The organism is Lactobacillus sp. ESL0261, assembly GCF_003693025.1.
Taxonomy (GTDB): Bacteria; Bacillota; Bacilli; order Lactobacillales; family Lactobacillaceae; genus Lactobacillus; species Lactobacillus kullabergensis.
Genome location: NZ_REHN01000012.1, coordinates 29,603 through 52,315, shown reverse-complemented (window position 1 = coordinate 52,315; position 22,713 = coordinate 29,603). Strand labels below are relative to the sequence as shown.

The window sequence follows — 22,713 nt, the reverse complement described above, 5'->3', positions numbered from 1 at the left end:
AGTGCATAGAAAAAGACGAAAGAACGTAAAAGTTCTCTTTACCTTTATCTATAGTACGTAATTTACGGTTCACGTGTAGAAACTGCCGACCATATCTCGACATTATATAGATAGATTTTTGTTTACGTTTTGAATTTTAGCAAAGTAAAAGAACTTCTTCAATGCCTTTTTGATTCAGAAAAATAATATCAGCATGGCTAAATGGGCAATAAAGCAATATTCATATAGCTAAGATAAGTGATAAAATATTTTTAATTTACAAGCGCAAAAAATGCCTAAACGCTGAACTCGATGTGGATACTTTTTTCAGAATAGTAATCATTTTAATTTTAGTATTACTGAAGTTTACTTTAAAACTTCAGTAATTTACTACACAAACTAAGATTCAGGGCTTGAATGTCGTTCGTTAAAGTTGAATAATAATATAGGAAGTAACTTTTTCAGACAACTTTTGGTAAAATAATAAGTTGTTAACAATTTTAATACGGAGGAAATTATGTCTTATAAAGACAATATGATGTTGTTTGCCCTCAATTCCAATGTTCCGCTGGCGGAAAAAATTGCACAGCGGGTGGGGGTACCCCTGAGTAAGTCCAGTGTTCAACGCTTTAGCGATGGTGAAATTCAAATTAACATTGACGAATCTGTCCGGGGTAAAGATGTCTATTTGATTCAGTCAACCAGTGTACCGGTTAATGATAACCTAATGGAATTATTAATCATGATTGATGCTGTGCGCCGTGCCAGTGCTCAAACAATTAATATCGTGATTCCTTATTATGGTTATGCTCGCCAAGATCGTAAGACTAGACCACGTGAACCAATCACTGCTAAGTTAGTTGCTGATATGCTGCAAGAAGCTGGAGCTACCAGGGTCTTGTCACTTGATTTACATGCACCACAAATTCAAGGATTCTTTGATATCCCTGTTGACAACTTAATGGGTGCACCACTACTTGCTGATTACTTTTTGAGAAACAATTTGCAAAAAGATGCTGTTGTCGTTTCACCTGATCATGGTGGCGTAACGCGTGCCCGCAAGTTAGCAGAGTTCTTAAAGACGCCAATTGCCATTGTTGATAAACGCCGTCCTCGCGCGAATGTTTCTGAAGTAATGAATATCATTGGCAATGTCAAGGGTAAGCGTGCAATCATTATTGATGACATGATTGATACTGCGGGTACGATTACTCTAGCTGCCCAAGCTTTAATAGATGCTGGGGCAACTGAAGTTTATGCCAGTGCTACGCATGCAGTTTTATCAGGACCTGCTATTCAAAGATTGAATGATTCTCCGATTAAAAATCTGGTTCTAACTGATTCTATTAATCAACCAGTAGAAAAGAAATTGGAAAAAACTCTTCTGGTATCTGTTGGTCCGCTTATTGGGGATGCAATTAAATGCATTCAGAAGCATGAACCACTTAGTCCATTGTTTAACACCAGATATGAAAAAGATAAACATTAATTGAATACAGAATTTACTAAGATCTGCTTAACTTAAGCAGATCTTTTAGTTTGGCAGAATTACCACTTAGCTTGTTTTATTGACCCCTTAGTTAAATTCTATTGCATTTAAAATAAAATTAAAGTTTAATAAAAACATACCAAAGATGAAAGGATAAAAGAGCAATGTCACTTAAAAATCTTTTTAAAGCCAATATTTTTCGGGGTGTTTTTATTTTAATAATTTTCTTATGTTATGCCGTTTGTGGAACATTGGCAACATACCTTTTTAAATATGCGATCAATGATTTAACCAAAGGCAATTGGGATAGATTTGTATTTTGGTTAGTCATTGATTTTACTGTCTCAATCCTTACTGTTTTGTCCTTACCACTGGGAACCTTTTTATTTAATAAGCAAGTTCAAGAATGCTTACATAATATTCGTTCTCAAATAATGCGGCGGTATTACAATTCTGGCGGTTATAAGGTATCAGAAATACAAAATGAGTTAGGCAATAATCTCAAGATTTTAACAGACGATTATGCTACGCCTTGGATTCAAATTTGGACCAACTTGTTAAGTCTTATCTTCGCAATTGGTACATTGATAACTCTTCACTGGTCATTAATTTTATTTGTTGCTGTAGCGGCAATTATTGTGTTGACTCTACCTAAAATTATGACAAAAAAGTTATCTAATTCCACAGCCGCAGCAGCCAAGAAAAACGCACAGCTTTTAAATACAATTGAAAATTGGTTTTCTGGTTTAAGTGAATTGCGCAGATACAGTGCAAGTGGCCGATTAGATAGAGCGCTTGGTCAAGATAGTCGGAAACTGGCAGAAGCCAATGTTTATAGAAAAAAAGTACAAGGGATCTCGATTAGTATTAACGGCTTAGGTAATGCTATTGGTCAAATTGGGTCAAGTTTATTCAGTGGACTACTATTTTTTAATCATATAATCACTTTGGGTGATTGGTTTATAACAGGTAGCTTTGCTTCGACCATTTTTAATGGTCTCTGGGAAGTTATCAACGCAATGACGCAAATGAGATCAACCAAAAAGTTACGTCAGGAAATTGCTGATTTAACAAAACCAATACCTGAAAAAAAGCCTGGAACGGTTGTTTATGGTGTTGAATGTCACAATTTGAAAGTGCAATATCAAAATGGAGAAAGTATATCTTATCCTGATTTTACTATTAAGAAAGGCGATAAGGTCTTACTTTCAGGAGATTCAGGCACAGGTAAGTCAACTCTATTCAAAGTCCTGCTGGGACAACTTAAGCCCAAAACTGGTGAGGTCTACTTTACTGCTCAAGACGGGACTAAAATTCCGCCTCAGCAAGCTCGACTAGGTTACATAGCACAAGATGCAACGCTCTTTCCTGATACTATTGCAAATAATATTACGATGTTTAACAGTAAACTGGTTGGCAAACTAAAAGAAGCTGTCAAAAAAGTTCAATTAGTGCCAGATTTAGCCAAGTTTCCAAATCAAATTAATACAACGGTCGATTTAGATCAAGGCAATTTATCAGGTGGACAAAGACAAAAAGTAGTTTTAGCCAGGGCCGAAATTCATGATGAACCATTTTTATTACTTGATGAAGCAACTAGTGCAGTTGATAGTAAATCTACCAGTGAAATTATTGGCAATTTGCTCGATACCGATAAAACACTTTTAATGATTGCACATAACTTCAGTCCTGAACTGAAAAACAAGTTTGATTATCAAATAAATTTAAAATCAAATAAAAAATCAGGTAATCAAAATGACAATTAAAGAATTTTATAGGATAAATCCTTTACGCTTTATTTTTTTACTTTTAATCAATATTGGTTTATATGCACTGCCAATTCTTGGCACTGCATTCAGTATTATAGAAACTACGGCAATTCAACAAGGCAATTTTAAAATATTTTTAATTGTTAATGTATGTGCTTTTGTATGTTTAATGGCAGATTATCTACTGCAAGGGCTGTCACAATATATTTTGTCTCAGCAGGAAGAGCAATATAATGTTGCAATCAGGGATAAAACCACTAAACATTTTTATGCAGATCAAAAAGACCATGCAGTAGCACAAGTTCAAAACCGGTTAACGAATGATATAGTTCAAAGTCAGCAAAATTATATTACTCCTTTTTTTAGCTTAATTGGAGGAGTAGTCATTATAGTTTCTACCATTATATTATTGGTTTCATTACATTGGAGTTTGCTTGTTTCCATATCAATAATGGTACTAATCTCCTTAATTTTGCCAAAGCTGTTGGAGAAGCCCTTACAAAATTCAATGATTCAAGTTTCTAAGACCAACCAAAAATATCTAGATTGCTTGGAGAAATGGCTTAATGGACTTGCAGAAATACAACGCTATTTTAGTGGTGCAAAATTATTTAAGGTAACGAGTAAAGCTGCTAAAAATTTAGAAGATGCTAATGTTAAACAGAATGGTGTTATGCAACTACTAACCGTAATAAATGGCCTAGTATCGGCTATTTTCTCTTTGATTTTATTTTCATTAGCTGGTTATTTGTTTCAACAAAAACTAGTTGTGTTTGGTGCCATTACCGGAGTGGGCAACTGCCAATCATATTTGAGACAGGGAATTCAGATTATAGTAACCTCTTATGGGAAAATGAAGGGGTCCGAAACTCTAAATAAAGAAATTGCTAAAACAGCGACACCAGTAAAAAAGGTGAAAACTGCAAAAAAGGTAAGACCAGTCGCTATTAGCACTCACAATCTTAATTTAAAATTTCCCAATGGTGAAAGGTTGCAGTTTCCTGATATTAATATTGAACAAGGTGAAAAAATACTGTTGACTGGAGATTCAGGAGCTGGCAAATCAACATTGTTTAAACTTATTTTAGGACAAATCAAGCCAAGTTCTGGACAAATCATATTTAAAGATAAAGATGGTTCAAGGATTAATCCAGATATGAGTAAAATTGGCTATATTCCGCAAGACCCTGTGCTTTTTCCGGTAACTATTGCTGATAACATGACTATGTTTTCCGATAAATTAAAAAGTGTACTGCCACAATTAGTTGAAAAAGTTCAACTTGCTGGCGATATTGCCAAGTTTGATGATGGTTTAGAACAAAAAATCGATTTAAACAAATTGAATATTTCTGGTGGTCAAAGACAAAAGATTGTTCTAGTACGAGCTTTAGTCCATCAAAGTGAAATTTTTTTGATTGATGAAGGAACCAGTGCTATTGACCAGCAAGCGACAATGCAAATTTTGCGGGAAATCACATCGAGTTCTGCTACAGTAATCTTTATTGCACACAGCTTTAATGATCAAATGAAAGAAATGTTTGACAGAGAAATTCACTTAACGAAAACATAAAGCAATAAAAAGGAGGTAAGATATTATGACAATTAAGGACTTTTATAAGCAAAAACCTTTACGCTTCATGATACTAATTTTGATTACCGTTTTAGAGTGGACTTTACCAATTGTAACTACACAAATACTTATGCTTGAAACCACAGCAATTCAGCAACAGAAATTCCAACAGTTTTTAATTATAAATGTCATTTCATTTATGCCTTTCCTATTTCAATATATAATACAAGGACTGCATGCGTTCCTTCTATCAAAACAACAAGAGGAATTTAATTTTCATATCAGAAAAAGATCTGTATCTCACTTTTATGCGGATCAAAAAGAGCATTCTGTTGCCCAGATTCAAAATCGATTAACAAATGACCTGAATCAGAGCCAAGAAAATTATTTTGCACCATTTTTTAGTCTAATTGGTGGTTTTATTAATTTAGTATCTGTAGTTGTTCTGCTTATTTCATTACACTGGAGTTTACTTCTGACAATTATTTTGATGGTGGCTATTTCGTTAGTGTTACCAAAATTATTAGAAAAGCCACTACAAAATTCAATGACCAAGATATCAAAGAGTAATAATCAATATCTCGATTGCTTAGAAAAGTGGCTTAATGGCCTTGAAGAACTACAACGTTATTTTGCCGGAGGAAAACTATTTAAAGTAACTAATGATGCAGCTAAAGAGCTAGAAGATGCTTATGTCAAGCAAAATGGGGTTTCGCAATTACTAAGTATAATTAATGGATTGGTATCAGTTTCTTTTTCATTAATTTTATTCTTACTAGCGGGTTATTTGTTCCAAGCTAAAATAGTAGCATTTGGTGCAATCACTGGAGTAGGCAATTGTAATTTCTACTTAAGGCAAAGTATTCAAATCATAGTTAGTCGCTATGGACAAATAAAGGGCTCCAAAACTTTAAATCAGGAGATTGCTCAAACGGCTGCGCCAGTTAAAAAAGAGCAAGCTGAAGAAGTAGCAGCTCCAGCATCACTTAGTACCCATGATCTTAGTTTGCAATTTCCTAATGGTGAAAGCCTAATTTTTCCAGACATTAATATTAAGTCAGGTGAAAAAGTGCTTCTGACTGGTGATTCTGGAGCTGGGAAATCAACCTTGTTTAAACTCATTCTAGGAGAAATCAAACCAACTTCAGGGCAAATTATTTTTAAAGACAAAGATGGTGCTGTGGTTAACCCAGATATGAGTAAAATTGGCTATATTCCCCAAGATCCTGTACTTTTTCCGGTAAGTATTGCTGACAACATGACGATGTTTGTAGACAAATTAAAGAGCGCTTTACCGTCACTAGTTGAAAAAGTACAATTAGCAGGTGATATTGCCAAATTTGATGAAGGATTAAATCAAAAAATCGATTTGAACAAGTTAAATATCTCGGGAGGACAAAGACAAAAAATTGTTCTGGTGCGGGCTTTAGTTCATCAAAGTGAAATAATTTTGATTGATGAAGGAACTAGTGCGATTGATCAACAAGCGACCATGCAAATTTTGCATGAAGTGAAGTCCACTCCTGCTACCGTTATTTTTATCGCTCACAGTTTTAATGAACAAATGAAACAGCTATTCGACAGAGAAATTCATTTGGTCAAAAATGTTAATTCAAATAGCAAAAGGTAGATTATTATAAATGGCAAATCAGTATCTATTATTTCAATATTGATTTGCCTTTTTCTAGTATCTGTGTAATAGTGAATTCAATATCAATGAACATTCCAAAAATATAAATATTATTACCTGTATATGGTAGTTAAACATTTGAGGAGTGGTTACATGAGAACAATTGACAAAGTTTATCAGGTATTAGCGAATAATACTTCTAAAAAATATACAACAACACAAGTTGCTCAAGAGTTAGAACTAACAAGAGGAGATGTTAGTACTTATCTGACAAAATTATTTCAAAGAGGGAAAATTAATAAAACTGGCACCAGACCATTTTATTGGCAAGCAAAAAATGATAGCGGCAAATTTAAGAAAATGATAGGTGCTGATGGCAGTTTAAAAAAATTAATTGCCAAATGTCAGGAAACAATATTATATCCTCCTAATGGAATGCCACTTTTATTTACCGGTCCTAGTGGAGTAGGAAAATCTTTCCTAGCACGACTAATTTTTGAGGAAGCTAAAAGAAAAAAAGTTATTTCAGCAAAAGCAAAATTTGTGGTTTTAAATGCCGCTGATTATGCTAATAATGCGGAGATCTTATCTTCAGCTCTTTTCGGATATAAAAAAGGTGCGTTTACAGGTGCCGATCACGATAGTCTTGGGTTAGTTGATCAAGCTGATCAAGGCTATCTATTCTTAGACGAAGTGCATCGCTTAAATTTTGAAAGCCAAGAAAAATTATTTTCCTTGATGGATTCCGGTCAGTTTTATCCTTTAGGAGAGAACAAAAAGCCTCATCGAGTACAAGTTCGATTTTTATTTGCAACTACAGAAAATGTAGATAATATTCTTTTAAAAACTTTTCTACGGAGAATCCCGCTACAAATATACATGCCTAAATATATTGACAGGCCACTTAACGAACGTTTACAGATTGTATTACAAGCTTTTGTGAAAGAAGCTCAGACAGTACATCGGCAATTAAAAGTTGAACAAAATATATTAAATAAGCTTTTGCAAAAAGATCTTCCGGGTAATATTGGTTCAATTCAAAATGAAATTAAGCATCTTTGTGCCTCTGCTTTTGCCGAGAATCCTGTTGAAGACCCTATAATAATAGGTCAACCAAACGAAGCACTTCGCTTAATTTCTTCTGACTCAGATGTGATAAGTTTTGGACGAGATATAATCGATTTTGTACCAAAAATTAAAAAGGTAATTTCAGAGATTAAACTATTTCTGCAACAAGAAAAAACTGCTGCAGAAATAAATATTATGATTTTTGATATTCTAAATGATTGGTTTAAATTGACCTCAGTAAATAATGCGGGCAATTTGAAGCGAAACTTCATCCAAAAAATAGGCTCAAAATATGGTGTAAAGTTCGATGTTGCAAAAATTGATTGGCAAAAAAGCTCGCAGATAATCGAATTAATTACATTGGTTTATGATCAATTTGATGATGAATATGCTAGTTTGATTAATTTATTACGTATGAAATTTTCCCGCAGTATATATTTATTTAATCAGTTTATGCAATCTGTTTTGCTAGATAAAAAAATAAAAGATTTTACTTATATATTATTTTTTCCTTTATTTGGTTCAATTTCTCCCAAAATAGAGGAAATTAATTATAATGCAATTTTACTTGCACATGGGAAAAAGACCGCAACAAGCATCCAAGCAGTGGTGAATTCTCTTTGTGGTAATTATATTTTTGAAGCTTTTGACATGCCTATCGACAGCTCAATTAAGCAAATTAATAGCAAAGTTCAAGAATATTTAGATCAACAAGGAAAAAACACTGTCGGAACAATTGTTTTATTTGATATGGGCTCTTTGAATCAAATGTTTAAAGAAATCAAATCAATTTCAAACAAAGAACTTTTGGTTATAAATAATATCACGACTGCTATGGCTCTTGATGTGGGCTTGAGAATTCAGCAAAAACAAAAGTTCAAGGAGATTGCAAAGGCTAGTACAATATATGGAGAAACGACAGGTTCACAATATTATCAAGGCTTTTCAGATCAGAAAAATGTTATTGTTGCATGTATGTCTGGAGATGGCGTTTCTCGCGAAATCAAAAAAATCATGGACAATACATTGTCGGGTAAGTTAAAAATTATTACCGTTGATTATAAAAAATTACGTCATCTGCTTGATCAAGAAGATAGGCTCTTCTTTAGCAATACGGAATTCGTATTAACAACTACAGAAATTAGGAATAAAATTCCCATTGAGATTATTGATATATATGATGTTTTGGATAAAAGTGGTGCCTTGCATTTGACAACGCTTTTAGAAAATAGTGGTGAAAAATTAACCCAGATTAAAGTTATGATTGAACAATTCATACGATTTTTCTCAATTGCGGGAATACGTGAAAGATTACAAATTCTAAATCCAGACGTTGTAATTGAAGAAGTCCAGTATATTACTAAACGTTATGAAAAATATTATAATATTGAACTTGATGAAAAAACTCGATTAAATTTGTATACTCACATCTCATTAATGATTGAGAGAATGGTTTTAACAAAGAGAGAGTCTAAAGATCTCGTTAGTATTAATTCTGAAACTGAAAAAGAAAAAGAATTTTTCTCTATTTCAAAAAATATTTTTAAGAGTGTAGAAATTAAGTACAACATCATTATAGAAGATTATGAGATTAGCCTGATTTATCAATTATTGTCACCATTTATATAAAGGATAGTGCTGAATATAAGTTCAGCACTATCCTTTTTTTATGCTAAAAAAGGCTTTCTATCAAAGATGGCATAATTTTTGCTAATAGTTAAGTGTTCATTGATATTATCAACTTGAAGGATGTGTTTTATAAAAATGAAATTAATTATTAGGGCAGATGACTTTGGATTTTCTGAAGGAGTTAATTATGGAGAGCTTGCTGTCTTAAAAACAGGATTAGTCAAGAGCATTGGCTTAATGGTTAATATGCCGGGAACAAAACAAGCTTTGCATATAATTAATAAATTCCCAGAAGTATGTCTTGGGCTTCATGCAAATTTGGTGGTTGGCAGACCTAGTGCTGATCCTAATATTGTTGGGAGCCTATTACAGGAAAATGGTGATTTTATTAGCTCTAAGACATACCGCAGGTTATTAAAGGAAGGTAAGGAAGTCTTTACTGATGAAGCTGCTGTCAGAATTGAAGTCGAAGCACAAATTAGCAGATTTTATCAATTGACGGGAAAATTGCCTGAGTATATAGATACTCATGCTGTTCATTCTGATCATCTTTATTCTGTAGTCAGGAAGTTAGCTAAAAAATACAACATGGTATTTTTAGCAACTGATCCCAAATTTAGTGCAAATTTGTCTGCTAATCCTACAAGATTATCCAGTTCTGCTAGTTTTTATCAACAAGGTGGGAATCCAGATAATTGTATTAATCTGATCGGTAATGAGATGGTAAAAAATAAAAACAAATTTTCATATATTGTGATTCATCCTGGATATTTGGATGACATAGTTATGGCTAAATCTTCATTCACACAAATCAGAACTCATGATGTAGCAATGATAAAATCAAAAAATACTAAAAAATGGCTTGAAGATCATCAAGTGCAACTTCTTTCCCATAGAGCTTTGAAAGAGGTGAAATAATGACTAAGTTTTTGTTTGTGACACACGGTCATATGGCCACTGGAGTTAAAAGCACGTTGGAAATTATAACTGGAAATTGTTCTAAATTGACTGCAATAGATGCATATGTAGATTCAAAAAACGTTGTTGTAGCTGTCAAAGAGTATTTTGATCAGCTCCTAGATGATGAACAATTGATAATGTTAAGCGACATTGAAAATGGCAGTGCAAATCAGCTACTTTATAAGTATTTGTCCAGACCAAAAACATTTTTGATAACTGGAGTCAACTTACCACTGTTATTACAAATAATACTTAATGATAATCCAGAATTAACGGAAAATGATTTAAAGAAAGCTATCGATGAAGCTAAAAATTCCATTAAATTGTTCAAAGACTATGGTACTGATGATGACGATGAAGGCAGTTTTTTTTAGAAAGAGGTAGATCAAATTGATTAAATTTGTGAGATTGGATGAAAGACTAATTCATGGCCAAGTAGCTGTAAAGTGGATTAAGCAGTTTAATATTACTCATGTAATAGTAGCAAAAGATTCGCTAGTAAAAGATAACTTAATGAAAAAGACGCTCAAAATGGCAGCTCCTGAAGGAACTAAGGTAGCTGTTCAAAGTATTGCTGGTACTGCAAAGATGTTGCAAAATCCTAAAGCAGACAATGCCAACATAATGTTAATTGTTGATAATCCAGCGGATGCTTTAGAATTGATCAGACAAATTCCCCAAATAAAGGAAATAAACGTTGGCAATTATGGCAGGAACTCAATCAATCATGAACCTGATGAGCGAAAACAATTGACAAAAAATATTTATGTAAATGGTAAAGAACGCCGAGAATTTAAAAAATTAGTCGAAACTGGTAGATTTATTTATTTTCAAACTGTACCTGAGGATAAAAAAGAAGATTTAAAAGATATCTTGGGAGGAAAATAATTATGGAAGTATCAATTGCATTATTAGCTACGCTTTCCTATTTTATCGGGAATGCGATTGATCGTTGCATGGGTTGGCAAACATTTGAACGGCCAATAGTTGCTGGAACTTTAACTGGTATTCTATTAGGCGATCCTGAAACTGGAATTTTAATGGGAGCCTCATTAGAAGCTATTTTTATGGGGATGTCACCCATTGGTGGAGCAATCCCAGCGGATCCTTTTCCCACAGCTGTGATTTGTGTGGCATACACGATTGCCACAGGTTCAAAAATGGGTGTGGCAATTGGTTTATCAATACCGATTGGTGCTCTAATGCAGACTGTAAAAACGTTATGGGCTCCGGTTTTAGCTTCTATGTCAGCCTACTGGGAAAAGCTAGCTATAACAGGTAATGTTAAAAAGTTTAGAAGATTATCAATTCTGCAATCAATTTTTGGGGATCGTTTACCCATATTTTTTGTGTTATTTTTTAGTATTGCATTTGGAACGAAAGGTTTACAAAGTCTTTTCGCAATGCTTCCAGATTGGGTAATGAGAGGATTTACTGCTGGTGCTGGAATGATGACAGCAATTGGTTTTGCAATCTTAGTTAATATGATTTGGGATAATAAAATTGGTATTTTCTTAGTTTTTGGCTTTGTCTTAGCGAAGTACTTAAAACTTACAGCTCTGCCAATAGCAATCATAGTAGCTACAATTGCTATGGTTTATTTCTTGGTTATGAGTAATACTATTTCGAACAAAAAAGAAACTGTTGAGACTAAACCTGATGCTAAAAACGAAGATGAAGAGGAGGACTTTTTCTGATGAGTAAAATTAATGCACATGATAAAAAAGTTTTGAAAAAAATGTTTTGGGGTTCAGGTCTCGCTTTTTCTGGATTTAATGTTGTTAAAATGCAAGGTAATGGCTTTACTAATACTATGGGACCTGCTCTTGAGGATTTATTTCCTGATGATGCTAAGTCTCGTGGTGAGGCATTAGCGCGAGCCAATGGTGTATTTAATACTAATAATACAATGTTTGGTCTGTTGGGCGGATTAACTTATGCATTAGAGAAAGATCGAGTCAAGAATAATAATGTAACAACGGATACAATCGAAAGTTTAAAAGTATCATTAATGGGACCAACTGCAGCAGTTGGTGATTCATTCATTTTTAATTGCTTACGTGTAATAATTGCCGGGATTGCGATTAGTATTGCTAAAACGGGATCGATCTTCGGACCACTTTTATTTATTGTGTTATTTGGTGGATTGGAATTAATGATTCGTTGGTATTTATTAGTAGCCGGTTACCAGTATGGTACTACTTTTATTGATAAAGTATTTAATTCTGGATTGCTTAAAATAATTACAACTGCTTCATCAATGCTTGGCTTATCTATGGTAGGTGCAATGGTGGCTACCACAGTTAATGTTCCTTTAAGTTTATCATTTAAGTTTGGCAAAGAAACTTTAAAATTAAGTAGTATTTTTGATCAAATTATGCCAGGATTATTGTCTTTAATTCTTCTTTTTACAATTATGTATTTAATGAAAAAAGGTTTTAAACCAATGACATTGGTTTTGGGATTACTAGTGGTATCAATTGTTCTAGCCTTTTTAGGGATTTTTTAATTTTACAATATCTTATTATACAAAGTGCTTAGCTTTACGTATGGTCGTAAAGTTAAGCACTTTTATTGTTGAGCTTCATTAAAGCGGTAGGTATAAAGATCTGGATTGTAGTAAGAAATAAAAACTCCAAGCGGCACCCGTTGATCTTGTGAGGTAATAGTATCTGTATTTGCCAATGTCATTAATAAGAAATCAACATCTAAATTCAGCAATTTTTGTTGTTTTTTGGTTGCCTTGACAGCTTTGATTTCAACAAAATTTTGGATTACCGGTAATTTTAATTTCTTTAAATATGAATATAGAGAACCAGTTATAAGATTTAAATCTATATTCTTAATGAGATTTGCACAAATAAAATCCTGAGTTAGAGCAATTGGTTTGTTATCACCAGTTCTTAATCTCTCAGTATGATGAAATTTATCAATCGGTGTTGAAAATTCCCCTGCCGAAGGCACTTCGCTAGCATCAGCTAAGTTATAAGAAAGCAGGGTCGAACCAGGAGTCATTCTTTGTTGCTTAATGATATCACTAAGGCTGATGTTATCCGTAAGCAGACGTAAAACACTTTTTTCTTTTACAAATGTTCCTCGTCCAGCGATTCGAGTAACGTATCCCTGTTTTTCTAAATTTTTCATCGCTTTGTTAACGGTCATTCTGCTATAGCCGTATTTTTTACTAATTTGTATTTCAGGTGGCAACTTGTCTCCAGATTTAAGCGTACCCCTGTTAATTTTTTCTATGAAGTAGTCTTCTACTTTTTCATATTTAGATTTCACTTGTTTATCCTTAGTAATTTATATTTTTGAATTTATTTTTCTAATATTAATTATAGATAATTTGTATAGTTTTTAGCAAAATAAAAAATATTTTTTGCTTAAATGTATATACTTTAAATAAATTAATAAAGGTATAAATATTTTTCTTTGAAATTATCCTATTCTTAAAGGATTATAAACAAAAAATATAAAAAAGTACTTGTAAAAATGTATATACAGTAGTATATTTAACATAGTTTTAATGTTTACGCTAACATTTTAATCAAAAAAGTGAAAGGAAGAATGTAAATGAGTCAATTTATCATAGCTACTCATAGTTATTTAGCCGATGGCTATAAGAATTCAATTAATTTCTTTAATAGCACAATTACTAACGTTCATTTTATTAACGCATATGTTGATGAACAAAAAAATTTTGCAGAAGAATTAAAAAGTTTATTGGATAAATTTAAATCAGAGCAAGTAATAATTTTGACTGATATGCCGGGAGGAAGTGTTAATAAAGAAGCGCTCAATTTAATAAAAGATTATGACTGTAAAGTGGTTAGTGGCATTAACCTTTCACTAGTGTTGGAACTAGTAATGAATACAGATAATAAAATATCTGATGAGACTATTAAAACAGCTGTGGATCAGGCACGTAACCAAATTGTCTTTATAAATGATTTATTAAAAGGGGATGACCTAGATGATTAGTTTGTTGAGAGCTGATGATCGGCTTGTTCATGGTCTAGTTGCAGTATCTTGGACGAATCAATTGCATCCAGATATTTTATTAGTGGCTAACGACCATGCAGCAAATGATGCGATGACCAAGATGACAATGAAACTTGCTAAACCTGCTGGTGTTACTTTAGGAATTAAAGACTTAAAAACTTCTGCCAAAATTTTAAATAGTTCTAAATACGCCAATAAAAAAATCTTTGTTGTAACAATCAATGTACAAGACGCATTTGAATTGAAACAGCAGGTTTCTGGAATCAATAAAGTAAATATTGGAACAGCTGGAATTCACTATGAAAATGCAGTTTCTGTTTTGCCACAGATAAAAATGACTGCAGAAGAATTTAAATATGCCAAGCAATTGAACGATCAAGGAGTAGAAGTTTTTGCACAGGTAACTCCCACTGCTGAGAGTTTAAATTACTCAGGTATTGCAAAAGCTTTTAATAAATAATTTAAAGAGGAAGAAGATTATGATACAAGCATTTTTAGTTGCTCTGGTAGGAGCAACTGTTTATATGGAGAGTCGCCTTGGCGGTCAGCATATGTTGGATAGGCCAATCATAATAGGTCCTATTGTTGGATTAGTTATGGGGGACTTTACCACTGGCTTAATTTTAGGAGGACAACTTGAGCTAGTGTGGATGGGACTGGTTGGAATTGGAACTACAACTCCGCCGGATGTTGTAGTTGGTTCAGCTTTAGCTACAGCTTTGGCAATAAAGACAGGTACGAACTGGCAAACAACATTGACTCTGGCTATCCCAATAGCATTAATTGCACAGATTATTGCCATTGCAATAGGCAGTTTTAATGCAATTTTCACACATTATGCTGACAGACAAATAGAAAAGAAAAATTGGAAAGGAATTGCAATTGGACAATGGTCGGGAACAGCTATGTTGTTCTTATCTAAATTTGTACCAATAATTGTTGGCTATTTAGTTGGTGCACCGGTTATTAAGGTCATTGTGCGTTCAATTCCTAAAGTAATTCAAGATGGTTTAACTCAGTCAGGGAACTTACTTCCAGCATTGGGTATTGCTATGTTAATGCAACTTACATATGACAAAAAGTATGCACCATTTCTTTTCCTAGGATTTGGCTTGGTAGCATTTTTGAAAGTACCAATGATTGGTATAGCTTTATTCGGGCTGATAATTGCCTATGTTTACTATCAATTCAAACCTAGTGAAAATAATGAGGAGGACTTACTGTAATGGATAATTCAGTAACGCAAAAACCAGAAAAGAAATTAACTAAAAAGGATTTACGCAAAGTTATGTGGCGTCATTATCAGCTTCTTGGTTCTTTTAATTATGAAAGGCAAATGTCTCTAGGCTATGCTTGGGCAATGACCCCAGTTATTAAAAGACTATATGGCGATAATGAAGACGAAATGCAAAAAGGTTTTAAAAGGCACTTGGAATTTTTCAATTGCTCAACTTCGACTTCTCCCTTAATTTTGGGAATAAGTTGTGCTATGGAAGAACAGAATGCCAATTCTGAAGATTTTGACGCTAGTTCAATTAATTCTGTTAAAACTGCTTTGATGGGACCTTTAGCCGGAATTGGTGACTCAATGTTTTGGGGAACTCTTCGGGTAATTGCTGTCGGTGTAGGAGCACCTCTTGCAATTAAAGGGAGTATTTTAGGTCCAATTCTTTATTTCTTAATCAACGTAATACCAAGTGAATTGCTTCGCTGGTTCGGATTTAAATTAGCTTATGAAGGTGGTAACAAATTCCTTGCAGAAGCAAGTGAAAGTGGCACTCTGCAAAAATTAACAGAGGCAGCGAAAATTTTAGGTCTAGTGGTTGTTGGAGCGATGATTGCTTCAATGGTAATTATCAAAGTACCGTTAGTTATGAAATTTGGCGGGACTAAAATCGGTTTGCAAAAAACTTTAGATTCTCTAATGCCTGATTTACTGCCATTATTGCTAACCTTTGGTTGCTACGGATTATTGCAGAAGAAAGTTAACGGAACAGTGATCTTAATAGGGTTAATTATCTTGGAAATTTTAGCAGTTTCAGTTGGTTTATTATAAAAGCAAATCATGAAAAATATATTGATCGCATTGCTGCTATTTGCAGTCTTTATACTTGGCTGGCTTTCCGAAACCAGATTACGTAAAAAAATGTTAACCAAGTTATTGTCTTTTGAAAGAAAAGGACAAAAAAGCAAATATTTTCAATTGCTTGAAGCTCCAGTAGCAAAAATTTGCTTATCCGCTAGATCACGTGAACTTCTAAAGTTAGATTATTTCTTGACGTATGGAGATATAGCAAATGTTAAAAAGATTGTATCAAAATTTATCAAAAAGCCTTCTGATTTAACTAAGAATAATAACTTATTAATTCGATTAATGCGCAGTTATGTTCTTTTCTTAGAAAAAAACGATCAGAAATCCATACTTAAATTGGAAAACTATTTGAAAGTAAATTGTAAGACAGCAGAAATAGAGAAAGAAATAGATCAATTACATAGAGTTTACCTTGAACCAGATCAAAATTTACTGGCAGAATTAAATAATCAGCTCAAAGTTGCTAACGAACCACAACAGAAGTTAATAATTTATGATCGCTTAATTAAAGCAAGTGAGTCTCTGGGATTAAATAAGCAAGCCAAAGAATATTTATTAGAAATGAAAAAGGTTGCAAATAAAACAATTAAATTGGAGGAATTTTAGAATATGACTAAATTAACAATGATGGGACATATCAAAGATACAGCGAGAGTTTTACAAAGAGCTATCGATGAACGAAAAGATTATGGTCAAGACTTTAATGATTTTTGGCTAAAAAATAATTTTAAAAAAGTTATCTTTACTGGCTCTGGTACTTCATATAATGCTATGCGAGTAATACGCAACATTTTTGTTAAACTTCTTAAAGTTGAAGGCGTAGCAGTCGAACCAACAGTTTTTACTTATTCCGAAAGTATAAATCCCAGCAGTGTTTTTAGAAATAATCAGGTTTTAGTCGTAGGATTGTCTCAGCACGGTGACAGTATTTCTACTTGCGGAGCATTACAACATGCAGCAAAATGTGGTTTTTCAACACTAGGAATTTCAGAACAATTAGGATCAGCAATTACAAAAATTGCTGACCATTACGTTCATCTTGTTTGTGAAGAAGAACAAATCGGACCGGAAACAAGAGGCTATACAGAAACTTTACTTCAGTTTTATATGTTAGCTGTTGAGATTGCATACCAATCTCGTTTAATTGGAAAAGAAAAATATGATCAACTTGTTAACGACGCACAGGAATTGGTAAATAATTTTCCAACTGTTGTTAACGAAAGTGTAGCTTGGTATGAAAAGCAGCAAGAAGAGCTTGTTGAAATGCAAAAGGCTTCAATTGCAGGATTCGGTTATAACTTCCCGACAGCGCTTGAGGCTCGCTTGAAGTTTTTTGAAACTTTTGGTCGTCCCACAAGTGCATATGAGCAGGAAGAACAACTTCATGGTCCGCTTCGTGCTTATCATGATGATAACTTTATTTTTCTTATTGGAGGAAACAAGGGATCAGAATTTAAACGGATGATTGATATAGCAGCGTATTATCGCCGTGCGTATACTAAGCATGTCTTCGTTGTTTCAGGTGAAGATTTTGAAACTACCAGGAGAGACTTAAAATTAAGCGTTAAAACTTCTCCGCTATTATCTCCAATCATTTATGTAGTGCCATTCCAAGTTTTGTCTGCTAAGCTTTCTGAGAAAGTTGGGATAGATACAAGTGTTAGTCCAGTAACAGATAATTCAATTTCGGGTCACATGAACGTTTAGGTATAAAGTATTTTTAACACTTAATAAAAGGATTCAACTTCAGTTGAATCCTTTTTTATTGTGTTATATTTCGCTTAGTTTTGTGTGTATTTACAGTTAGCTAGATAATTTCTACTGAACATACAGGAATAGATAGTATTTAAAATGTATTCGATTGAAACATGTGAAGAAAAATTGGAAAAGCTGACTTTACTATTCTCTTTATTAGGAATTAAAAAAATTTGATCGGCTAAGGACGCCAAATGACTATGTTCATTACTTGTAATTGCTATAATTGGAGTTCTGTTAAGGAAAAATTTTTGTGCACATTCTAAAACTTTTTTTGTTTCGCCGCTATACGATAATATGATAGCTACGTCTTTTTTAGTTGAGAGATTTGTTAGCCTAATTTGGTCATCTTCTAACTGTGTCATTTTGATATAAAAATTTATTAACAGCAGCTTGGTTTTAAAATCACACAAACGAATATAGTTATCACCAACACCAACTGCAAAAACACTGTTTGCATTAATAATTTGATCAACTGCAGTTTGTAATTTAGAAGAAGAGAGCAAATTAAAGGTTGCTTTGATGGTTTCAATAGAAAGTTGGCTTATTTTTTTTGCTATTACCAGGTCAGTATCATTTTTTCTAAACGGCATATTAACATCAACGTTATTTATATCGTTGATTTCTTTATCTATGCATTGAATTAGGCTAATTTTAAAGTCCTTAAAGCCTTTGTAATTGCACTTTTTGCAGAACCTGATAATTGATGAGGTAGATGTATGTGTTGCCTGGGCTAGATTGTAAATGGACATATTAATTACTTGTTCTGGCTTTTCAATTATAAATTTGATAATTTCTTCATCATTATTAGTTGTATTTTTAATTCGAACTAAATCTTCTAAAGACTCCATAGTATTAATCCTCCGTTCAACAACGTAACAAAGTTTCAATAAATGCTTCAGTATCAAAAGATTATTGAAAACAAAGTTCCAATTTTCATAAAACGCTTTCAAACGTTTAGCTTATATTATAAAGTAAACATGAAGGTTGCAACTGAAAACTTTAATGATGAGTACTCAAGATCTTATAAAACATTACGGTTTTTACGAAAGGAATAAGAAGTATGAATGGTATTATTGAAAATTTAGAAGAAACACCAGAACAATTATTAAAACTTTTAGATGATAGTCAAAAATTATTTGAACATGTCGTTTCTCGTAAAATAAAAAAGATAATGATTACTGGCTCAGGTACCAGTTATCATTCTGGAGAACAAATGCAGCAATTAATGAGACAAAAAAGTGGTCTGCCGGTTGATGCATATTACCCATTTAAGTTAACAGATGAAATATTTAATGCACAAAAAGATAATTCACACACTTTATTTATAGGAGTTTCCCAAGAGGGAGGCAGCTTGACAACCTTTAATGCAATGAATATGGCTAAAAAACATGGCTGTATTATAGCGTCAATGTCAGGAACCGAAGATGCTTATATCAATAAAGTCGCCGACGAAAAGCTAACTGTCGCAGTGGGAAAGGAAACCGTAGGTCCAAAAACTAAAGGCTATTACACTACAAAATTAAATTTGCTTTTACTGTCAGAATATATTGGCATAGATAATGGTCATATATCTAGAAGTGATTTTGATGAAGATGTTAAGGAACTGAAAACCACATTAGAGCAATTCCCAAACTCATTGAAAAGAGCAATTAATTGGGTAGAAGAAAATAAAAAGGATCTAGCACATGCACATGATATCAGAATTAGTGGTCCTGCATCATTATATGGGGATGTATTAGAATCTACTTTAAAAATTCTGGAGGCGTGTCGGTTACCAATAACTGGATATGAATTTAATGAATTTATACATGGTGTTTACAATGCGATAAATAGTCAATCAACGCTTTTCTTCATTGATAACGGTTCAGAAGGGAAGTTAAACCGAATTATAAAAATTTTGAGTGAGTGGACTAATAAAATATACATTGTTGATGGCTCTAATGTTAGTGACCAGCAAAAGTTTGGTTATGATATTAAAGTTCCAAGACAATTTGAGACATTTATTTATCCTATTCTGTTTCAAGTCATAGCTGCTTTAGTACCCGGGGAAAATGGCATTGATCCTTGTATACCAAAAGATCCAGATTTTCATCAAAAAATGGGTAGTCAGGGTAATTAAACATGAATGATCCCAAAATTGAATATGTAATAGCTACTCATAGCAAGTTGGCTATAGGTTTATTATCTACAATAGAATTTATTGCAGGTAAGCAAAAAAATATAACTTGCTTTACAGCTTACGTGGATCATTGCCTTGATTTTGAAAATAAGATTGATGACTATATTTCAAACTCTAAGGCTGATTATATAATTATTACTACTGATATTTTTGGCGGCAGCGTGAATAACCATCTTTTAGAATTAACTAAAAGTGATGCCAGAATTCATCTGATTTGCGGTGTTAATTTGCCACTAATTTTGTCTTTGATAGTAAATGTTAAAGGAAAAGAAATAGATAATGAAATAAAAATATCTGTTAGTGAAGCACAAAAGGGAATAATTTATTGCAATGCTTTGGTTAACCAAAATGGTTCAAATGAGCTAGACGAATTTTGAAACACAAAGGAGCTGATATGTAATGATACAAATGGTTAGAGTCGATTACCGTTTACTGCATGGTCAGGTGGCTGTTTCTTGGACATCAAGCCTAGGTATAAACGCAATTTTATTAGTTAGTGAAACTTTGAAGAAAGATAAAATCAGAATGCAGAGTATAGCTTTAGCGAAACCCAGTGGGGTAAAGGTTGTTGCTAAATCAACTTCTGAAGCAATTGCTCAACTGAAAAGTGGAAAAACGGATAAGTATTCACTATTAATTATTTGTGAAACTGTTAAAATAGCGGAAAAAATTATTGAGTCAACTGGATTTAATAGTTTGAATTTAGGAAACGTACCTTTTAGAAAAGGCACGATGAAGTTTAGCAATAGTGTTTATTTAAATGATGAAGAAACAAAAATCTTAAAAGACATGAAGAATAAGGGAACAAATATTTTTTCACAAATGATACCTGATGATACAAAACATCAATTTAAATAGAGTGGATGGGGATAGAGTTGATTGTAAAAACAATATTAATTTTTTTGTTAACCTTTTTGGGTTACAGCGAATGGTTTTTGGGTACTAGTTATGTTCAAAGACCGATTGTACTTGGTCCATTAGTAGGATTAGCAATGGGAGATCTCACTTCAGGAATAATTATGGGGGCAACCCTTGAATTGGCCATGATTGGTTCAATTTCAGTTGGAGCTTATAATCCCCCAGATCCTGTTGCCGGTACAGTATTAGGAGTTGCCCTGGCGATTCAAAGTCATGCTAGTGTGGGTGCTGCGCTAACTATGGGTATTCCAATTGCAACCGTGATGTTGGCGTTGAATACAGCATTGGGACAACCAGTAATGCTGATTTTTATTCACAAATGTGATAGAGATGCGGCACAGGCAAATACGCGGAAATTTACAGTAGACATGTTAATTTCAGGATGGGCCCAAAGCTGGCCAGGTCTGGTTTTTATACCTTTAGCTTTTTATTTTGGTTCGGGCGCAGTTGAGAAGATGCTGAATTTCATACCTGATTTTGTACAATCAGGTATGAATATAGCGGCAGGAATACTACCTGCATTAGGTTTTGCAATGCTTCTGAAAATGATTGTAAACAAGAAAAATCTGTTGTTTTTCTTCTTTGGATTTTTCATTATTGCCTTTACAAAGTTTACTGTAACGGAAGTTGCAATATTTTCATTCATTATAGTTGCATTCATGTTATTTTACATCCCAGAGAATGAAGAGAATCTATCTAGTAAAGTAAGCAGTTCAGAAACGGATGGTGACGGTTTTGATGAATTTTAAACCACAATATAATAGAATAGTTAAAAAGAATGATTTGCAAAAAATCTTTTGGAGAAGCATACCATTAAACCATTCTTGGAATTATGAGAGAATGGCAAATGTGGGCTTTGCATGGGCACTAATGCCTCTATTGAAAAAATTATACCCGAAGAAAAAAGATTTTTCTCAAGCGTTAACACGCCATCTGGAACTATATAATGTAACGCAATATATATCAACTTTTCCTATGGGAATTGCAGCAGCAATGGAGGAAGAAAACTCACTGAATTCAGACTTTGATGAAAGCTCAATTTCAAACGTCAAAACCGCATTAATGGGTCCTCTTAGTGGAATTGGTGACAGCTTTTTCTGGGGAACAGTTCGTGTTATAGCTACTGGAATAAGTTTACCTTTGGCTTTACAAGGAAATGTTTTAGGACCAATTCTCTTCTTTCTAATTTTTAATTCAGTACATTACTTATTTAGATACTATGGAACTTTTTTAGGATATGGTTTAGGAACTAACGTAATTTCTGAAGTTGAGCAATCTGGTCTAATGGGAAAACTTACGAAATATGCTTCAATAGTAGGTATGATAGTTGTTGGCGCTATGACCATGGATATGGTAAAAGTTAAGTTTGTTTCTAAAATAGGTAGCACTAAAGCTGGTGGATCAACTGTTCAGTCACTACTTGATGGTATTTTTCCTGGTATTTCAGTGTTGATTGTTTTTGGCTTAACTTATTGGCTACTAAAAAAGAAATTAAATCCCCTATGGATCATGTTAATTATGCTGTTAGTCAGCATTGCAGGAGCTTATTTTAAAGTTCTAGGCTGATTAGCAAAAGATATCATTTTAAAATCTAGTCATAGAATTGTAAAAAATTAGTTCAAAATTAGTTATGTACTGTGCCCTAAGAGTTGTCCAACTTTTGGGAACAC

Annotated in this window: 23 protein-coding genes and 1 riboswitch; of the genes, 21 read left to right on the top strand and 2 right to left on the bottom strand. The window is 33.3% G+C overall.

Annotation, left to right across the window (positions count from 1 at the left end; genetic code table 11):
- Nucleotides 1-31 precede the first annotated feature (31 nt).
- Nucleotides 32-130: riboswitch (purine riboswitch) on the bottom strand.
- 366 nt (nt 131-496) lie between these two features.
- The 10 genes from F5ESL0261_RS08165 to F5ESL0261_RS08120 all read left to right on the top strand — a co-directional run bounded on the left by F5ESL0261_RS08165 (nt 497) and on the right by F5ESL0261_RS08120 (nt 12,603).
- Complete coding sequence (locus F5ESL0261_RS08165; protein ID WP_046332547.1) at nt 497-1,468, top strand: ribose-phosphate diphosphokinase; 972 nt, start codon at nt 497-499, stop codon at nt 1,466-1,468.
- A 164-nt stretch (nt 1,469-1,632) separates the two neighbouring features.
- Nucleotides 1,633-3,234 (top strand): ABC transporter ATP-binding protein, encoded by a 1,602-nt coding sequence (locus tag F5ESL0261_RS08160; RefSeq protein WP_122052847.1) that lies wholly within the window; start codon nt 1,633-1,635, stop codon nt 3,232-3,234.
- The gene (locus tag F5ESL0261_RS08155; protein ID WP_122052846.1) at nt 3,224-4,807 is read left to right on the top strand and encodes an ABC transporter ATP-binding protein; all 1,584 of its coding nucleotides are present in this window, start codon (nt 3,224-3,226) and stop codon (nt 4,805-4,807) included. Before F5ESL0261_RS08160 ends, F5ESL0261_RS08155 begins: the two co-directional genes overlap by 11 nt.
- A 25-nt stretch (nt 4,808-4,832) precedes the next feature.
- Complete coding sequence (locus F5ESL0261_RS08150) at nt 4,833-6,437, top strand: ABC transporter ATP-binding protein (RefSeq protein WP_122052845.1); 1,605 nt, start codon at nt 4,833-4,835, stop codon at nt 6,435-6,437.
- Nucleotides 6,438-6,590: 153 nt separating this feature from the next.
- Nucleotides 6,591-9,134, top strand: a complete 2,544-nt coding sequence (locus tag F5ESL0261_RS08145) for a sigma 54-interacting transcriptional regulator (protein WP_158595211.1) — start codon at nt 6,591-6,593, stop codon at nt 9,132-9,134.
- Nucleotides 9,135-9,269: 135 nt separating this feature from the next.
- Nucleotides 9,270-10,052 (top strand): ChbG/HpnK family deacetylase, encoded by a 783-nt coding sequence (locus F5ESL0261_RS08140; protein WP_158595210.1) that lies wholly within the window; start codon nt 9,270-9,272, stop codon nt 10,050-10,052.
- The gene (locus F5ESL0261_RS08135; protein WP_046332541.1) at nt 10,052-10,468 is read left to right on the top strand and encodes a PTS sugar transporter subunit IIA; all 417 of its coding nucleotides are present in this window, start codon (nt 10,052-10,054) and stop codon (nt 10,466-10,468) included. The genes F5ESL0261_RS08140 and F5ESL0261_RS08135 overlap by 1 nt, the downstream gene beginning before the upstream one ends.
- A 16-nt stretch (nt 10,469-10,484) precedes the next feature.
- Nucleotides 10,485-10,982 carry a PTS sugar transporter subunit IIB gene (locus F5ESL0261_RS08130; protein WP_045928547.1) on the top strand — a complete coding sequence of 166 codons (498 nt, stop codon included), beginning with the start codon at nt 10,485-10,487 and terminating at the stop codon, nt 10,980-10,982.
- 2 nt (nt 10,983-10,984) lie between these two features.
- Nucleotides 10,985-11,791 (top strand): PTS sugar transporter subunit IIC, encoded by an 807-nt coding sequence (locus tag F5ESL0261_RS08125; RefSeq protein ID WP_122052842.1) that lies wholly within the window; start codon nt 10,985-10,987, stop codon nt 11,789-11,791.
- The gene (locus F5ESL0261_RS08120) at nt 11,791-12,603 is read left to right on the top strand and encodes a PTS system mannose/fructose/sorbose family transporter subunit IID (RefSeq protein ID WP_045928545.1); all 813 of its coding nucleotides are present in this window, start codon (nt 11,791-11,793) and stop codon (nt 12,601-12,603) included. Before F5ESL0261_RS08125 ends, F5ESL0261_RS08120 begins: the two co-directional genes overlap by 1 nt.
- Before the next feature lie 62 nt (nt 12,604-12,665).
- On the opposite strand, the gene F5ESL0261_RS08115 is transcribed toward F5ESL0261_RS08120, so the two are convergent.
- Complete coding sequence (locus F5ESL0261_RS08115) at nt 12,666-13,379, bottom strand: GntR family transcriptional regulator (protein WP_122052841.1); 714 nt, start codon at nt 13,377-13,379, stop codon at nt 12,666-12,668.
- A gap of 288 nt (nt 13,380-13,667) precedes the next feature.
- Here F5ESL0261_RS08115 and F5ESL0261_RS08110 point away from each other — a divergent pair, with 288 nt between their 5' ends.
- From F5ESL0261_RS08110 to F5ESL0261_RS08085, 6 genes are read left to right on the top strand one after another with little or no spacing between them, the layout of a single operon-like run.
- Complete coding sequence (locus tag F5ESL0261_RS08110) at nt 13,668-14,075, top strand: PTS sugar transporter subunit IIA (protein ID WP_046332537.1); 408 nt, start codon at nt 13,668-13,670, stop codon at nt 14,073-14,075.
- Nucleotides 14,068-14,556: a PTS sugar transporter subunit IIB gene (locus F5ESL0261_RS08105; protein ID WP_045928542.1), complete on the top strand. Its 489-nt coding sequence runs from the start codon at nt 14,068-14,070 to the stop codon at nt 14,554-14,556. The genes F5ESL0261_RS08110 and F5ESL0261_RS08105 overlap by 8 nt, the downstream gene beginning before the upstream one ends.
- A 19-nt stretch (nt 14,557-14,575) precedes the next feature.
- Nucleotides 14,576-15,322, top strand: a complete 747-nt coding sequence (locus tag F5ESL0261_RS08100; RefSeq protein WP_052697106.1) for a PTS sugar transporter subunit IIC — start codon at nt 14,576-14,578, stop codon at nt 15,320-15,322.
- Nucleotides 15,322-16,152 carry a PTS system mannose/fructose/sorbose family transporter subunit IID gene (locus tag F5ESL0261_RS08095; protein WP_122052840.1) on the top strand — a complete coding sequence of 277 codons (831 nt, stop codon included), beginning with the start codon at nt 15,322-15,324 and terminating at the stop codon, nt 16,150-16,152. The genes F5ESL0261_RS08100 and F5ESL0261_RS08095 overlap by 1 nt, the downstream gene beginning before the upstream one ends.
- Nucleotides 16,153-16,161: 9 nt before the next feature.
- On the top strand, nt 16,162-16,794 hold the full coding sequence (locus F5ESL0261_RS08090; protein ID WP_122052839.1) for a hypothetical protein: 633 nt from the start codon (nt 16,162-16,164) through the stop codon (nt 16,792-16,794).
- 3 nt (nt 16,795-16,797) lie between these two features.
- A complete protein-coding gene (locus tag F5ESL0261_RS08085; RefSeq protein WP_122052838.1) occupies nt 16,798-17,895 on the top strand; it encodes an SIS domain-containing protein in 1,098 nt (365 codons plus the stop codon).
- 74 nt (nt 17,896-17,969) lie between these two features.
- Here the strand turns inward: F5ESL0261_RS08085 and F5ESL0261_RS08080 are convergent, their stop codons facing one another.
- The gene (locus F5ESL0261_RS08080) at nt 17,970-18,794 is read right to left on the bottom strand and encodes a MurR/RpiR family transcriptional regulator (RefSeq protein WP_052726897.1); all 825 of its coding nucleotides are present in this window, start codon (nt 18,792-18,794) and stop codon (nt 17,970-17,972) included.
- 212 nt (nt 18,795-19,006) lie between these two features.
- Here F5ESL0261_RS08080 and F5ESL0261_RS08075 point away from each other — a divergent pair, with 212 nt between their 5' ends.
- From F5ESL0261_RS08075 to F5ESL0261_RS08055, 5 genes are read left to right on the top strand one after another with little or no spacing between them, the layout of a single operon-like run.
- Nucleotides 19,007-20,065 carry an SIS domain-containing protein gene (locus F5ESL0261_RS08075; protein WP_122052837.1) on the top strand — a complete coding sequence of 353 codons (1,059 nt, stop codon included), beginning with the start codon at nt 19,007-19,009 and terminating at the stop codon, nt 20,063-20,065.
- A 2-nt stretch (nt 20,066-20,067) separates the two neighbouring features.
- Entirely contained in the window at nt 20,068-20,502 is a 435-nt protein-coding gene (locus F5ESL0261_RS08070; RefSeq protein WP_122052836.1) for a PTS sugar transporter subunit IIA, read from the top strand.
- A 22-nt stretch (nt 20,503-20,524) separates the two neighbouring features.
- Nucleotides 20,525-20,983: a PTS sugar transporter subunit IIB gene (locus F5ESL0261_RS08065; protein WP_046332531.1), complete on the top strand. Its 459-nt coding sequence runs from the start codon at nt 20,525-20,527 to the stop codon at nt 20,981-20,983.
- Between the two features lie 17 nt (nt 20,984-21,000).
- The gene (locus F5ESL0261_RS08060) at nt 21,001-21,792 is read left to right on the top strand and encodes a PTS sugar transporter subunit IIC (protein ID WP_052697104.1); all 792 of its coding nucleotides are present in this window, start codon (nt 21,001-21,003) and stop codon (nt 21,790-21,792) included.
- A complete protein-coding gene (locus F5ESL0261_RS08055; RefSeq protein WP_045928534.1) occupies nt 21,782-22,609 on the top strand; it encodes a PTS system mannose/fructose/sorbose family transporter subunit IID in 828 nt (275 codons plus the stop codon). Before F5ESL0261_RS08060 ends, F5ESL0261_RS08055 begins: the two co-directional genes overlap by 11 nt.
- Nucleotides 22,610-22,713: the final 104 nt, after the last annotated feature.

Coding starts and splice junctions, on each gene's coding strand:
- F5ESL0261_RS08165 (WP_046332547.1), top strand. CDS start 497: ATGTCTTATAAAGACAATATGATGTTGTTTGCCCTCAATTCCAATGTT.
- F5ESL0261_RS08160 (WP_122052847.1), top strand. CDS start 1,633: ATGTCACTTAAAAATCTTTTTAAAGCCAATATTTTTCGGGGTGTTTTT.
- F5ESL0261_RS08155 (WP_122052846.1), top strand. CDS start 3,224: ATGACAATTAAAGAATTTTATAGGATAAATCCTTTACGCTTTATTTTT.
- F5ESL0261_RS08150 (WP_122052845.1), top strand. CDS start 4,833: ATGACAATTAAGGACTTTTATAAGCAAAAACCTTTACGCTTCATGATA.
- F5ESL0261_RS08145 (WP_158595211.1), top strand. CDS start 6,591: ATGAGAACAATTGACAAAGTTTATCAGGTATTAGCGAATAATACTTCT.
- F5ESL0261_RS08140 (WP_158595210.1), top strand. CDS start 9,270: ATGAAATTAATTATTAGGGCAGATGACTTTGGATTTTCTGAAGGAGTT.
- F5ESL0261_RS08135 (WP_046332541.1), top strand. CDS start 10,052: ATGACTAAGTTTTTGTTTGTGACACACGGTCATATGGCCACTGGAGTT.
- F5ESL0261_RS08125 (WP_122052842.1), top strand. CDS start 10,985: ATGGAAGTATCAATTGCATTATTAGCTACGCTTTCCTATTTTATCGGG.
- F5ESL0261_RS08120 (WP_045928545.1), top strand. CDS start 11,791: ATGAGTAAAATTAATGCACATGATAAAAAAGTTTTGAAAAAAATGTTT.
- F5ESL0261_RS08110 (WP_046332537.1), top strand. CDS start 13,668: ATGAGTCAATTTATCATAGCTACTCATAGTTATTTAGCCGATGGCTAT.
- F5ESL0261_RS08105 (WP_045928542.1), top strand. CDS start 14,068: ATGATTAGTTTGTTGAGAGCTGATGATCGGCTTGTTCATGGTCTAGTT.
- F5ESL0261_RS08100 (WP_052697106.1), top strand. CDS start 14,576: ATGATACAAGCATTTTTAGTTGCTCTGGTAGGAGCAACTGTTTATATG.
- F5ESL0261_RS08095 (WP_122052840.1), top strand. CDS start 15,322: ATGGATAATTCAGTAACGCAAAAACCAGAAAAGAAATTAACTAAAAAG.
- F5ESL0261_RS08090 (WP_122052839.1), top strand. CDS start 16,162: ATGAAAAATATATTGATCGCATTGCTGCTATTTGCAGTCTTTATACTT.
- F5ESL0261_RS08085 (WP_122052838.1), top strand. CDS start 16,798: ATGACTAAATTAACAATGATGGGACATATCAAAGATACAGCGAGAGTT.
- F5ESL0261_RS08080 (WP_052726897.1), bottom strand. CDS start 18,794: ATGGAGTCTTTAGAAGATTTAGTTCGAATTAAAAATACAACTAATAAT.
- F5ESL0261_RS08075 (WP_122052837.1), top strand. CDS start 19,007: ATGAATGGTATTATTGAAAATTTAGAAGAAACACCAGAACAATTATTA.
- F5ESL0261_RS08070 (WP_122052836.1), top strand. CDS start 20,068: ATGAATGATCCCAAAATTGAATATGTAATAGCTACTCATAGCAAGTTG.
- F5ESL0261_RS08065 (WP_046332531.1), top strand. CDS start 20,525: ATGATACAAATGGTTAGAGTCGATTACCGTTTACTGCATGGTCAGGTG.
- F5ESL0261_RS08055 (WP_045928534.1), top strand. CDS start 21,782: ATGAATTTTAAACCACAATATAATAGAATAGTTAAAAAGAATGATTTG.